Here is a 13,978-nt window from a genome sequence, read left to right on the forward strand (position 1 = left end):
TTCCGCTTAGCAGCGGCGTTAATATCTGGTGACTTACATTTCCTAATCCAAATACCCAGATTTAGAGTCTTAGCACTAACGTATTTCTGTCCAAAAACGAGCTAGAGCTTTAGCCGTAACTCTAAACATTAAAGATTATGCTGTTCCAACTCGGTGTAGATACAGCTGAGACCGTCGAAAACATGGATGTTTTCGTTGAGCTCACATGGACGTGCTTGCAGCGAGTCTCAGAAGTGTCTGCACATGCGCTGGCCGCAGGCCATTGGAACCACTTTTGTTGGATGCCACTCTTAACCAAAATATATCGAGTCTTTTGGGGCTTTGTAATCAAACGAAGTTTGATATCGCTGTAAGGGCTAGTCGAGCTGTAAGCTCCAACTGACTTTTGTCCAGAAACGAGTTAGCGAACGCTGAAAGTATCGTATAAGCATAACTTTTTTAAAAGCATTAATCTCACCCCGTAGCGCTTCGCTTTCACGAAGAACACGGAGGTAAAGCTCAAGCGCTTAAACGGCTTGAGCAGTTACCTTTGTGCGTACTCTTAGCGTCTTTGATGGTGAGACGAGTGCTAAATCATTCTTCTATTTACAGCACGCCACGGCGTTTTTGGTCACGCTCTATCGACTCAAACAGTGCGGTAAAGTTGCCTTCACCAAATCCTAAATTGTTTTTACGCTGGATGATCTCGATAAAAATTGGCCCAAATAGGTTTTTAGTGAAAATTTGCAGTAGATAACCGTCTTCGTCACCGTCGACTAAAATCTGATGATGCTTAATTCGTTCACGATCCTCGGTAACCTGAGGCAATTTTTCAAAGATGGTATCGTAATATTCAGGAATGATATCTAAGGTCTGAATAGAGGAGCCTTCCATCGCGTCGAGTGAGCCCACAATATCACGGCTTCTAAAGGCAAGGTGTTGTACACCCGGGCCATCGTATTCACGTAGATACTCATCAATCTGGTTCTTGTCGCTGCCTTTACCTTCATTGATTGGAATACAGAAACTGCCATCTGGCGAACGCAGAGCATAAGAGATAAGCGCTGTTTGTGAGCCTTTAATGTCGAAGTAGCGTACTTCAGTAAAACCAAAAATGTCTTTATAGAAATTTGACCAGTGCTCCATGGTGCCTTTGTAGACATTATTGGTGAGGTGGTCGACTTCGATAAAGCCTTTCTCCTGAACAATGACTTGTTCGTCCAAATCCTCAAAATCGGTGGCATAGATATTGTCGGTTTCACCAAAGGTGTCGATGAAATAGATAAGGCTATCGCCAATGCCGTAAATTGCGGGATAAGGCATGTCTTTGGCTGCATCGTCAGCAGGTTTAGCGCCACGAGCAACCGCACCTTCAAAAGCTAATTGGGCGTCTTCAACGCGCCAGCCCATTGAGCAAATTGCTGGGCCATGGCTTTTAGCAAACTCGGCAGAAAAACCTTTACGTTCGGTATTCAACAGAAAGTTAATGTCATTTTGTTTGTAGTACAAAATCTCTTTAGATTTTGACTTTTTCAGCAATGAAAAACCGAAATCAATAAAGACCTGATGCATATAGTCTTGTTCAGGTGTGGCAAACTCGGTGAATTCGATGCCGAGTAAGCCTAGTGGGTTTTGTTCGCTTGCCATTGTAATGTCCTCTGTCAATTTGATGCTACATACCAGCCACTCTATTGGTGGCCTTAATTCATGAACTATCGCGTTAGCTTTCAATCCAAGAACGGTTGTAGTCGTTGCTCATGCAATGCTTTACATGTTCCGTTAGTTTGAGTGGGGCGAAGGTATCGACCATCACTGCGTATTCGTAGGTTTCGGTTTTACCAATAGAGGCTTCAGTACGGCCTGGTTGAGGTCCGTGAGGCACGCCTTTTTGGTGTAGTGTCATATAACCCGCTTCAATGCCTGTACGGCTCATAAAGTCGCCATCGACGTAATAGAGCACTTCATCACTGTCGATATTGCTGTGATAGTAAGGTGCAGGTATAGACTGCGGGTGAAAGTCGTACGGGCGTGGTACAAAATTGCAGATAACAAAGTTGTGCGCGGTAAATACGAGGTGGTCCGATGGTGGCAGGTGGATTTTACCCACTTTAGGGGCGTATTCCTGGATATTAAAGGCCCATGGGTACACACAGCCGTCCCAGCCGACTAAATCAAATGGGTGCCATTCAAGTGATGTCAGTTGATACTTATCACCAAATTTACACACTAACGGGAAGTCGCCTTGCTCTACGATGGCTTCTTGTAACTCGGGCGTGCGGATATCGCGCTCACAGTAGGGAGCCGATTCAAGCATCTGGCCGTATTCGTTACGAAAATGCTTTGGCACCTCAACCATGGTTGATGACTCAATAACAAACAGTCTTACATTGCTGTAATCATCGAATTTTAACTGATAAGTTGTGCCGCGAGGGATCACTAGGTAGTCCCACTTTTTAACGCTAAGCGCGCCATACTCACTATAGAGTGTACCTTCACCTTCATGAACAAATACCACTTCGTCTGCATAGGCATTACGATAAAACTCGCAGGTATCTTCAGTAACATTTGCCGTGTACATGGCCACATCATTATTAAAGAAGATTTTATTGCGGCTATTAAAAAAATTACCACAGCAGTCTGCTAACTTTGTGTCGAGTTTATAGTTCTGTACTAATGAGTCTTGCCAGTCTTCGCCATGAGATAGCATGTAAGGGCTAACAGCAAGCGCCTTGGTCGGCATATTGTGGTGATACTTATTCGAGTAGATATTGGAAAAGCCATGAGTGGAGAACAACTCTTCACGGTAGAGTTCTCCATTGTCTTTTTTGAATGTGATATGTCGCTTAGCGGGAATAGTTCCTTGCTTCACATAAAATGGCATAGTTGCTTTTCCTTCAGTGTGCTCACGCACTTATTGATAATGTGATCTAGCTTCAATTTAGTTGCTTAAACAAACAAAAAAAAGAATAATAATTGGCTCAACACTATCTAAATATTAGATGGTATATTTTGATTTACGCAAAGGAAGCAATATGCGAATCGATGTTGATGCGTTTAAAGTACTGCAGGTTTTAGTCGAAGAGGGCAGCTTTGCTAAGGCTGCAGAGCGTTTACATAAGGCTCAGTCTGCAGTGAGTTACCAGGTTAAAAAGCTTGAGCAACACCTTGGCGTAAATCTTTTTTGTCGCGACCAGTATCGAGCAGAATTAACACCTGAGGGCAAAGTTATCTTGGCTGAAGGGCAAAGGTTACTGCAGTACCTTGCCAATATTGAGCATTTAGCGAGTCGCTTTAGTGAAGGCTGGGAGCCTAAACTTGAGATTGTTATCGACGGCGCTTTGCCAATGAAACCTATTATGCGCGCGTTAAAACGTCTTGCTGAGTTACAGATCCCTACCAAAGTCCAGCTCAACATGGAGTTTCTAGGCGGTGTTCAAGATAGGTTTGAGCGCGACAGTGCCGATTTAATGTTGGTGAAAGATTATCGAACGGGGCCAAATTATCGGCCGCAAGCCTTACCTGATATTACTAGTGTTTTAGTTGTTGCTGCAGACCATCTATTGGCAAATGAGAAAAAACTGAGTCTGTTTGAGCTACAACAGCACGTAGAATTAACCATTGAAGACTCCTCATCAGATAAACACTATCGAGATGAACTGCAGTTTGGTGGCGATAAAGTGTTTTATCTCTCAGGGTTTATTATGAAAAAAAATGCACTGTTAATGGGCTTAGGTTTTGGCTGGATGCCTGACTTTTTGATTGAATCGGAGCTTAAAAGCGGTGAACTGGTAGAAGTGGATTTTAGCGGTGGCAATCGTTACAGCTTTACTCCTCAGCTAGTGTCGACCATGGAGCGACCGCTTGGCCGAGCAGGGCGCTTATTTACCGACCTGATTATGGAAGAGTTTGCTTGTGAAAAACATCACATCTAATGATTGGGATCACGTTAACTGACCTGATTGCAGAATGAATAGATAAATGCAGATTATCGGTAGCGTTTTGCACTCAACACACGTTTGTATTTGGCTGCAGTAAAAAGCTTTATTGGCTATCGAACTCATTCGCTAGTACATGCAGGTTAGGTTTGCTACAGATTAAGTTATTGATTTATTTTGGTATTTAAGTGGCATTTAAGCGGTTTTGTTGTGGTGTGACGTTAAGTTTGGGTTCAGTTTACTTAGATTAGAATAACCTTCATCGAACTTGGTACAGCATATGCAACGTTAAAGACATCGCCTTTCGGGCTGGTATTTAACGTAATGCCATGCAAGTAGCTATGCAAACATTTATGTAAAAATTTATGCAAATAGCTATGTTAGTTGGAGGTTTAAATGAAGAGCTCAATTTTGCAAGGTTACCTAGCGAGCCTATATTCCAAGTATGCAACGGATCTAAAACTCGGTGTTCACTATGTTTCCGATCTGCGTTTACAAGAGTTTGTGGCAGATCTCGAAGCCGACGGTATCTTGTTAACGTCATTTGATTGGGCTGAGTGGTATCAAAACAGCTATATGGTCGACAGGCCAGAGTGTATTGCTGACGCATCATTTTACGAATGCCAGCTATTGTTAACGGCAATGGCGCGTATCGATAGCTTTAGTCCTGGTATTTTAAGTAATATGCGTTGCCAAGGCGTATTAATTGCCATTGTAGAACGTTTCCAAAGTTTGAATTATCAAGCAGCGGTGTAATTCCAATTGCTAAAAGGATAAATCAAGATATTAAAAAAGCCGCATTAAGCGGCTCTTGTTATTTTAGTTACTCTTGTTGCTCTTAACAGAACAAGGGAGAAATTAGCCCTCGAAAGGCACAGGCCTTGGGGTGTTTTTATTCGATGGCGGTAAAATAGGTAGCACGATTTGTGGCTGCTCACCTGTCAGTGAATTTAAGAATGCCACCATCTCTTTAACTTCTTTATCAGACAGCTTTTGACCTAGTTGAATATCAGCCATGGTGTTAACTGCTTCTTCAAGTTCCCAAACACTGCCATCGTGGAAGTACGGGTAGGTAAGTTCGATATTACGTAGTGTTGGCACCTTAAATACAAACTTATCAGCTTCTTTGCCTGTTACAGCCTTTCTGCCTTCAGCTGGGTTATCGGTATGGAATGGTTTAACAAGACCCATTTTCATATACATAGTGCCGCCAACAGCAGGACCGTTGTGACAGCTTACACAGCCTTTATCTTTAAATAACTGGTAACCGGCTTTTGCTTGCTCGCTAATCGCGTCTTTATCACCCTGAAGGTATAGATCGAATGGCGCGTTTGGCGTGACTAAGGTTTTTTCAAATTCTGCTATCGCATCGGTGATCATATCCATGCTGATAGTTTTTGAGTCATAGACGGTTTCAAAGCGTGCTTGGTATGCAGGCATAGAGCGTACGGTATCGACTGCAAGTTCATGGGTAAAGCCCATCTCTTTAGGGTTAGCGATTGGGCCCGCAGCTTGCTCTTTAAGATCTTTCGCTCTGCCATCCCAAAATTGTGCTAGTCCATATTCGGCGTTTAGAACAGTAGGCGAGTTGATTGGACCTTCTTGCCAGTTGTGACCAATTGATGTTGGTAACGCATCAACGCCGCCAGTAGATAAGTTGTGGCATGAATTACATGAAATAAAGCCTGATTTAGATAATCTTGGTTCGAAGAATAACATCTTACCGAGCTCAACTTTTTCAGGGTTAGTAATAACCGCCGCAGGAATGATTTCAATGGGCTCACTAGATGCATTTGAGCTAACAGACAAAGTAGAAAGAAGAGCGATAGAGAGCAAACTAAGCTTATTCATTTTAGCCTCAATTAAACATTACAATTTATAGGGTTAATTTAAGAGACGATAATAATGTAGTTTTATAAAATAAGGTAACGCTTTGTTTCGATTAGGACTATCGTTGATTTGGATTGATAATTTGAGAGGTTGGTCGCAGACAGACTACCTAATGTTAGGTAGGTTTGGTAGTTCTTCATCTGATTGTGTTGATTTTAATTTTCGGGCGACCCTAATAACAGCTAAAACCGTTTAACCTTCACCACTGTTTTACGGCTTTTTATTTTAATTCCCCATTAAAACCTTTCTATCGCATCTGCGACGGCGCTGATTTCAATACGACTGACGCTGTTTTAGACTGACGCTGTTTGAGATAGGGTCTATTTTGATAGAGGCTGTGCTAGATAGGGCCTATTTTAGCCTGGAAGGCTAGATTTTTGGCGTTATTGTGGGGATTGACTAAAATCTTGGATAGGTTTAAAAACGCGGTCATCGGACTCTTAGCTTTGAAAAGTAGCTTTGAACAGCAGCTTTGAGTACAGGTGTGTGGCGTTGAATATAGAAAAGGCAAGGTGTGAAAACGAGTCTTTGCGTTTTGAGATACAAGAGCACGGCTTGGGCAGGCTTTTTTAAAAGGCAGGCTAAAGCTGCTGTGTGCCTATTGGCTTTATGCTGTGCCGGTGGAGCTTATGCCGATACCCTGTATTTGACTTCTGTTCATTGGCCCCCTTTCTCGGGAGGGCAATTAAAACATCAAGGCGCATGTATTGCTGTGACTCGAGCGGCGCTAAAAGCGGTAGGCCATAATGTTGTTGTAGATTTCTACCCATGGAGTCGAGCGGTGAGAATGGCATCACGTAATAATTCTAAGTACCTTGGTTACCTTCCTGAATATGCATATCCAACAGATAAGTTTGTTTTTTCTGAGTCTATGGGGCGAAGTGGCTTAGGTTTAGTAGAGCAAAAGTCCCATCCTATCAGCTGGACGCAGCAGAGCGACTTGAATCACTATACTATCGGAGTGGTTGAAGGTTATGTCAATACTCCAGAACTGGATGGGATGATGGCACAAGGAGTGCAGCCTTTTGAGGCGGTGGCATCGGATCAACATAATGTGAACAAGGTGGTTACTGGTCGAATCGACGGTGCGATAATTGATGAGCATGTTCTGCAGTATATTTTGGCGCAACCGAATATGAAGGCGCTAAAGCATAAACTGCAATTTAATAAGAAGCTTTTGACCTATAAAGAGTTATTTATCGCATTTAAAAATAATGAAGCGGGGCGTAAGTGGCGTGAGCGATTTAATCAAGGTCTTAGCAAAATTGATGTGAAGGCTATTCTAGAAAAAAATATGGTTCAGTGATGTTATTTATCTGAGTTAACCGGTATGAAACCTCAAGTCTTTTTCTCCCCAAATCGTCTTTATTAAAATACTTATTTATTAAAAACTGTCTTTATTAAAAGTCTTCTTTATCAAACTATCAATGAGAACAAATGAAATCAGCGACTTTTGGGCCACATCGCTGAGCAGTTAGCTCCTACATGATGAATGATATTGAGCGAAATCAAAGCCTGACAGGTTCGCCTTGAATGCGTAAAAGCTTGCTCAATATTATTGAGCAAGCTTAGTTAACTTTTTTCATTAGTTAACTGATTACACAAGATAAGCATTCAAGATAGATTTGAGTTTCGACTCGCCACAAAAACCTTGCTGCAATACCTATTACTTAACAAGATCATTAGGCCTTTGCCACTACGGTTTGGCCGATAGGGGTTAAACTCAATATCGCTAATTTGAGATGTTGCAAAGCAAATGGGATCCCGATAATCGTGACCGCACAAGCTAATGCATGAGCAATGTGCCCGATAGCTAGCCAGATCCCAAAAAATAGGAACCAGATAATATTACCCACCATGCCAAATGCGCCGGTACCTATATCTTCACTGCCCGTTAGTGTGCGTCTATTGATTGAATCTTGTCCAAATGGCCAGAATGTCATTTCACCTATTACAAAGCAGGCTCTACCGAAGGGAATGCCGATAATACTGATAAAACACAGTAGCCCTACAAACCACCATGCTAGACCCATAACAAAACCACCTAAAACAAACCAAGCAATATTAAACACTAAACGTAGTACTGCCATTAACGGCTCCTTAATTTTCATTCCCTCTTTAGGGTATGTTTTTATCTAAGCGATTTTCGTGCCAACATGTAAGGCATTGTATTTAAGTGTTTTTAATTGTAATTTGCTAGCGAGTAGAAAGTATCGGTAAGCCTTTTGACTAATAATTAGTGATTTTTACATTGAGTCTTCAGCAGGCTTACTTTGCGGCTATGAGCAAAAATTGAGTTGTTGCTACTTTTAACCCTGTGGATAGGTTATTAATTCTCTTACCTCAAATGGGGCAAAGGATTAGAATAGACTGGGAAAAATTATTAATTAACCGTCAGGGATCTGAGTGAGTACTTCTTTGTTAGCTAACACACCGGTAGAAACCATCTCTTTTAATGGCAATCATGTTTATGTGAAACGTGACGATCTGTTAAGTGAGGCATTTTCTGGAAATAAAGCGCGTAAATTTGCCTATTTTCTTGATAATGAATTTCCAGGTAAGTCTGGTTTAGTCGGCCATGGCTCGCCTGTAGCCAATTCTCTGTATTCGATGTCGGCATTAGCCAAAATTAAGGGATTAAGGCTCGATTTTTATGTCGACCATATTGCGGAACAGGTATTGAGCTCGACGGTTGGTAACTATGCCGCGGCCATCGCTAACGGTGCGAATGTCATTGATGTGTCAACGTTGTCGGATAGGCAAGATTTGAGCTGTATTGAGTATATTGAGCAACATGTTTTACCCCATCATGATGAACTACTGTTTGTTCCTGAAGGAGGGCGCTGTGAATATGCACGCTATGGGGTACATAAATTGGCACAAGAAGTGGTTGATTGGTGTGCGAGTGAGCAGCTAAGTGAGTTACGAGTGTTTCTCCCCTCGGGAACGGGCACAACGGCGGTATTTTTAAGTGAATATATGGCGTTATATGCGCCACACATCGAAGTATTAACGTGCGCCTGTGTCGGTGATAACGATTATCTAAAACAGCAGTTTAGGCTTCTGGTGAGTAATGAGCAATTACACCCTAGGATTGTTGATATAGGCAAAAAATATCATTTTGGTAAGCTGTATAAGCCTTTTTACGATATGTATAACAAGGTGTCAGAGTCAGGTATTGAGTTTGAACTACTTTACGATCCACTTGGCTGGATGTGTGTTGAAAAACTACTTGATACAGAGCCGTGCTTACCAATGCTTTATATTCACCAAGGCGGGTTACTCGGTAATGCAACTATGCTCCCCAGATATAAACGTAAATACAGCTTCTGAGATATAAACGTAAATATGACTGGTAAGATTTAAAGATTTAGCGGTAACAGACGCTTTGGAATATGAGTTAGGAAGAGATTATTCCATTTGGTTAGGCTAGATACCTTTCAGTTAAGTAAAGCAGTTAGGTAAAGCCTAAACCAAATGAATGTGACTAAATAGCTGAGTAGATGTGTCAGTCCTATTCGTTTGCCTATGAAGACAAACATTCGATACGAGTGAGAGGAGGTGTATCGAAGAGTCGTTTTTTACTATTTTAGCTTATTTATTGCTAGACAATAACCATTTCATAAATTGAAGCGCTTCAGTACGCTTAGAAAATGTTTGTCTATTTTTGCCTTGACTGTCAGTAAAGGCGATTGATGTTTTGTTGACTGAAATAGAATCAACTGGAAAGTTAACTGTAATTTCATGTCCATTTACTTGGTATGACATATGCCACACTCCTTTTATTTTAAGCTACCTAATCCAGGTAGTGCTTTTTAACAATAAGATATCCTTAGCATTTTTGCGAAAGATGAATTTTAAGTTCTATTCGAGATTACTCATCTTTTAATGCTTATACAAGTCGCTTGCGTTTAATTATGTATGTGAATGTGTTTGCGATGTCACAAATTTCACATATAAACAAGCTGCTTAGCAGTTAAGCATAATGTTATGACAGTAGCATGACTGTAATAAAGATGATTTTAACCAGTTGAGATAACGCTTATGTGGGGATCAAACGACGAGTCGTGGATTTTACAAAAAGGCGGTGATTTCTATCTAAAAGGGTCTATCTGAAAAACTGAGCGAATTATATTCAGTGTGGTTTTAATGTCAAGCCTTTAATTGAACAATTTCTGCTTTTTTTACACTCAATTGAGTGTTAACAGTGGGTTAAAGTTTGCTAAGGTGTGTAGCACTTGTTCTGCTAGCGCAAGGAATCGTCCTTCTAATGGAGTCTTCATGTTACGGTTTACCTCAGTTTTAGTCTTATTTATCGCACTTATCACTCCTTTTGTTGCACATAGTACGGGCGTTATCACGGCTGCGCAGCAACCAGCCAAGGATCCCCAGACACTACCTGCCAAAGAAGAGTTATACGATTATAAAGACAGCTTATTTCGAGATACCCCAAGGGGGACGCTGGCAGGATTTTTCGAAGCCGCATTTGAGCAAAATTATGATAAAGCGGCTAAGTATTTGGACTTACGATACTTACCTGATGGAATGAATGCCGAGCAGGGGCCTGAATATGCCAAGCAGCTGATAGCCATCATTGAACGAAATCTTTGGGTTAACCTGCAAGAGATAAACGATACCCCAAATGGTAGAAGTGGAGACCAACTGCCAAATTATCGTGATGCCTTTGGCAGAGTAGAGATTAAAGGCAGTGAGATAACGCTCTTGTTGCAAAAGGTACCAAGTAAGCAGCTTGGTTCTATTTGGAAAGTGTCTAATGCCACGGTTGCAAAAGTGCCGTTGCTTTATAGTGAACTCGGTTATGGCCCTGTCGTTGAGTGGTTTGTAACACATATTCCCGAGGGGCACCTGTTTAAGCTGAACCTGTGGGAGTGGGCATTACTGGTTTGTTATTTGATACTAGCCTTGCTGGTGGTCACTCCGATTACATGGATTGCTAAAAAGTTTATTTTACGCAGCGGTTATCAGTACAAAGAGGATGTTGCTTCTCTAGTCGTTGGTCCATTTAGGTTGTTAGCTGCATTACTGCTTGTTAGAGGCTGGATGTCGCACACAACACTTTCTGCAAATGTTATTGAGATAGTCAATACAGGCGTTTTGCTGCTTATTGCGGTCATCTGGTTTATCTGGTCTCTGACTGACGTGGTTCAAAATAGCTTACGGCTTCGATGGATTAACCGTGGTAATAGTGAAACGGCGTCATTATTAAGGCCGCTTGCCAATTTCACTCGAGTGATCCTCGTAATGCTATCGGTGCTTATTTGGCTTGAACATTTAGGCTTTGATGCTTCAACTATTCTTGCTGGTTTAGGCATTGGTGGTATTGCCGTTGCGTTAGCGTCTAAACAGACGATTGAAAACTTTATCGGTACTATCACCTTGTATTCCTCTGCGCCCATTAAGGTGGGTAACATAGGACGGTTTGGCAGTATTACTGGCACGGTTGAAGAGATAGGGCTCAGGTGCACTCGAATACGGACGATTGAACGCTCGGTGATTAATGTGCCGAATGCTCGATTATCTGAAATGGATATCGAGAATATCTCTGAGCGAGAAAAAATAAGACTAAAAACAGATATCCGTTTGGATTATCGCACCACAACCGAGCAGATCCATAATATTATTGATGATATCCGTACCTTGCTTGAGCAACATGAGAAAGTAGAGGAGAGCCCGCTCAGGGTTACGTTTAAAGGTTTTGGCTTGTATGGTTTGCAATTAAATGTATTTGCTTATATTGGCACCACTGACTTTGCCGAGTTTCAGTTAGTTTCAGAAGAACTTCATTTTGGCATTATGAATATTGTCGCTGAACATGGCTCAAGAATAGTGCCTGTGGTACCTGTTGCTGCGGCTCAGGGTTAGCTTAAGGTTCTACACTATTTTTCTAAACTTATCTAAGCTATATCTAAGCTATTTTTAAACAATGGTCCCGCTCTGCACTGTGATGCTCGCGCAATAAAAAAGGTCACTTAAAGTGACCTTTTTTATTGCTGATTGACAGTAAGCATCATTAATAAATGAGCTCTCCAATTGGATTGAGTATTTTGCTAATACCTTTAGTAAAATGCAGCGGAGCATCGACAACCGTGTAGCATAAACAGCCTGTCATTGATTTAGGCGAGTGTTGATGGTTAGCATCTAACTCAATAAAATCACCAGGTACATATTGACTAAACTCATCTTCAAAAGTCCCCTCAAGAAGCAAAGTTATCTCCTGACCTGTATGGGTGTGTTCAGGGATCTCACCGTCTGCATCGATATGCAATAAACTTGCTCTAGCACTGCCTTCATCAGCATCGAGTCGCATACGGCTTATCTTGCCAAATCCACTCCATGATTTCCCCGCTTGTTGCTTAAAAGCGCGCGGTAGTGCAAATTTAACCCCCTTAACTTCAACGACGGTTTTTGAATCATTACTTGTTTTGGTTGTGACATCTATGACTGGGGCTAATCTTGTAATTTGATTTAGCATGTCGCTAAAATCCATCGATGCAAAAGCTCCAGCTTCAGAGTTTGCAGACGAAGCTAAACTCATTTGAGCTTGTTGTTCGGTGTAGTTTTTTAGTTTTTTATTACACACAGCACATAGTTCACAATGAGCCGAAACGGCGGTTGCTAAGCCTAAATGTAGTTGTCCCTGTGCATGCAAGATCAACATTTCATCTTTGGGGTGGAATTTAATCATAGTGTTTCTCCAAGATACCTTTCAGCTTGACGAGGCCTAACCTAAGTCGTGACTTTACCGTTCCTAACGGTACGCTCAATTTACTCGCAAGTTCTTGTTGGCTTAGCTCTTGTAAATATATTCCCTTGACCACTTGTCTTTGAAGAGGTGGTAAGTCGTCTACGTGTTTTAATAACTTGGCAGTAAGTATGTGATCTTCATGCTCGCAGGCTTCAGCAGAGTCAAATACAGGCCAAATATCATCTGCAAAAGTGTCTTCTTTGTTGTGTTGAACTTTACGCAACATATCAAAGCAGCGATTTCGCATGATAGTAAATACCCAGGTGGTAATTGAACCTTTCTCAGCGTTAAAGAGGTGCGCTTTGGTCCATACGGTTGTCATTGTTTCTTGCACTAAATCCATGGCAAGACCTTGGGTTGAAAGCTTTTGGCTGCCAAAGTTTAAAATCTTGGGCGCAAAATAACTAAATAAGTGCGCATAGGCTTGCTTGTCACGATCAGTGGCAACGTTAACGAGATGTTCTGTGAGCTGAGCTAGCAGAGCGTCTGGGTTGGTATTATGCATAGTTTGCTTAGTTTGCTGAACATAAGCTTTATCATAACCACTTTGGTAACGTTGTGATTGAATATTTTGCATTATTCTCACTCTGTTATGAAAAGGGCACTATTAGTTAGTTGTTAATCAATAGTTGCCGAACAAGATGTTTTAGATAGATACGGAAAGGATTAAAAATAGGATCAATTTATTTTATGACATCGTTTATCATTGATAAGGCTAACAGGTGATCCTTGGCTGCAATACAGTACTGTTTGTCCGCTAGAGGCAGTGGCAAAATCTCGAGCCATCTCTGGCAGACCCATGTTAGGTCGTTAAAATTTTCATTTTTATAATGTCGCAAATGTTCTGGATATTCAGTTAATATCTCTTTTAATATTGTCGTGTACTTTTTTTGTTGCTCTTCTACAGGCTGCGAGTGCCATGAAGGCAGCAAGGTAGCCTGTCCTTTTTTTAGTCCGTCAGCCTCTATGACATAAGTGCCGAGCTCAAAGCGCTTAATGCCTTTTATGGTTACCCCTAGTAACCCCCCCTCTAAGGTTTCGAAGTCCACTATTTTGCAAAGGGTTCCCAAGGGGAGCAAGGTTTTGTTATCAATGTCTAACATACAAGCACCGAACCCAGAGTTATCTAGCAATGATTCTTTAACGAGCCGTAGGTATCTAGGTTCGAAAATTCGTAGCTGAGTAAAGCCACCGGGTAAAATACATATTTGGAGAGGGAAAAGTGGTAATTTCATGATAATTGATGCCTTAGGAAACTAATGTCCTATACGGCATTACCCATTTCTTCGATCAATTTTTTAGCAGACTTTCTGCGCTTTAAACATAAATAACTTAGCAGCGTTATCAGTTTGTCTGATGATGTTGATATTTAGATCGCTTTTCTGTGGCATAGACAAATGATTTAAGC

General features: G+C 41.4%; 13 protein-coding genes. 5 read left to right on the forward strand and 8 right to left on the reverse strand.

Annotated features, from left to right (window positions below):
* Positions 1-585: 585 nt before the first annotated feature.
* Positions 586-1,626: a 4-hydroxyphenylpyruvate dioxygenase gene (gene hppD / locus ACVBIU_RS00405; RefSeq protein ID WP_447162857.1), complete on the reverse strand. Its 1,041-nt coding sequence runs from the start codon at positions 1,624-1,626 to the stop codon at positions 586-588.
* Between the two features lie 73 nt (positions 1,627-1,699).
* Positions 1,700-2,860: a homogentisate 1,2-dioxygenase gene (locus tag ACVBIU_RS00410; RefSeq protein ID WP_447161373.1), complete on the reverse strand. Its 1,161-nt coding sequence runs from the start codon at positions 2,858-2,860 to the stop codon at positions 1,700-1,702.
* Between the two features lie 151 nt (positions 2,861-3,011).
* Between ACVBIU_RS00410 and ACVBIU_RS00415 the strand changes: the two genes are divergently transcribed.
* Positions 3,012-3,911, forward strand: coding sequence for a LysR family transcriptional regulator (locus ACVBIU_RS00415; RefSeq protein ID WP_447162856.1), 900 nt, complete (start codon positions 3,012-3,014; stop codon positions 3,909-3,911).
* A gap of 399 nt (positions 3,912-4,310) precedes the next feature.
* Positions 4,311-4,670 (forward strand): DUF6508 domain-containing protein, encoded by a 360-nt coding sequence (locus ACVBIU_RS00420; RefSeq protein ID WP_447161371.1) that lies wholly within the window; start codon positions 4,311-4,313, stop codon positions 4,668-4,670.
* 102 nt (positions 4,671-4,772) lie between these two features.
* Here ACVBIU_RS00420 and ACVBIU_RS00425 read toward each other — a convergent pair whose 3' ends face one another.
* Positions 4,773-5,765: a cytochrome-c peroxidase gene (locus tag ACVBIU_RS00425; RefSeq protein WP_447162855.1), complete on the reverse strand. Its 993-nt coding sequence runs from the start codon at positions 5,763-5,765 to the stop codon at positions 4,773-4,775.
* Between the two features lie 631 nt (positions 5,766-6,396).
* On the opposite strand from ACVBIU_RS00425, the gene ACVBIU_RS00430 reads away from it, so the two are divergent.
* Positions 6,397-7,110 (forward strand): substrate-binding periplasmic protein, encoded by a 714-nt coding sequence (locus ACVBIU_RS00430; RefSeq protein WP_447161382.1) that lies wholly within the window; start codon positions 6,397-6,399, stop codon positions 7,108-7,110.
* 376 nt (positions 7,111-7,486) lie between these two features.
* Here the strand turns inward: ACVBIU_RS00430 and ACVBIU_RS00435 are convergent, their stop codons facing one another.
* Positions 7,487-7,894, reverse strand: coding sequence for a YccF domain-containing protein (locus ACVBIU_RS00435; protein ID WP_447161369.1), 408 nt, complete (start codon positions 7,892-7,894; stop codon positions 7,487-7,489).
* Between the two features lie 328 nt (positions 7,895-8,222).
* On the opposite strand from ACVBIU_RS00435, the gene ACVBIU_RS00440 reads away from it, so the two are divergent.
* Positions 8,223-9,137, forward strand: coding sequence for a pyridoxal-phosphate dependent enzyme (locus ACVBIU_RS00440; protein ID WP_447161381.1), 915 nt, complete (start codon positions 8,223-8,225; stop codon positions 9,135-9,137).
* A 261-nt stretch (positions 9,138-9,398) separates the two neighbouring features.
* Here ACVBIU_RS00440 and ACVBIU_RS00445 read toward each other — a convergent pair whose 3' ends face one another.
* Positions 9,399-9,572 (reverse strand): hypothetical protein, encoded by a 174-nt coding sequence (locus tag ACVBIU_RS00445; RefSeq protein WP_447161368.1) that lies wholly within the window; start codon positions 9,570-9,572, stop codon positions 9,399-9,401.
* 513 nt (positions 9,573-10,085) lie between these two features.
* Here ACVBIU_RS00445 and ACVBIU_RS00450 point away from each other — a divergent pair.
* Positions 10,086-11,687, forward strand: a complete 1,602-nt coding sequence (locus tag ACVBIU_RS00450; protein WP_447161367.1) for a mechanosensitive ion channel family protein — start codon at positions 10,086-10,088, stop codon at positions 11,685-11,687.
* Positions 11,688-11,835: 148 nt separating this feature from the next.
* Here ACVBIU_RS00450 and ACVBIU_RS00455 read toward each other — a convergent pair whose 3' ends face one another.
* The 3 genes from ACVBIU_RS00455 to ACVBIU_RS00465 all read right to left on the reverse strand — a co-directional run bounded on the left by ACVBIU_RS00455 (position 11,836) and on the right by ACVBIU_RS00465 (position 13,805).
* On the reverse strand, positions 11,836-12,510 hold the full coding sequence (locus ACVBIU_RS00455; RefSeq protein WP_447161366.1) for a ChrR family anti-sigma-E factor: 675 nt from the start codon (positions 12,508-12,510) through the stop codon (positions 11,836-11,838).
* On the reverse strand, positions 12,503-13,075 hold the full coding sequence (locus ACVBIU_RS00460) for a sigma-70 family RNA polymerase sigma factor (RefSeq protein ID WP_447162897.1): 573 nt from the start codon (positions 13,073-13,075) through the stop codon (positions 12,503-12,505). Before ACVBIU_RS00460 ends, ACVBIU_RS00455 begins: the two co-directional genes overlap by 8 nt.
* Before the next feature lie 178 nt (positions 13,076-13,253).
* Complete coding sequence (locus tag ACVBIU_RS00465) at positions 13,254-13,805, reverse strand: LON peptidase substrate-binding domain-containing protein (RefSeq protein ID WP_447161364.1); 552 nt, start codon at positions 13,803-13,805, stop codon at positions 13,254-13,256.
* Positions 13,806-13,978: the final 173 nt, after the last annotated feature.

It is taken from the genome of Shewanella sp. 30m-14, from assembly GCF_052977125.1.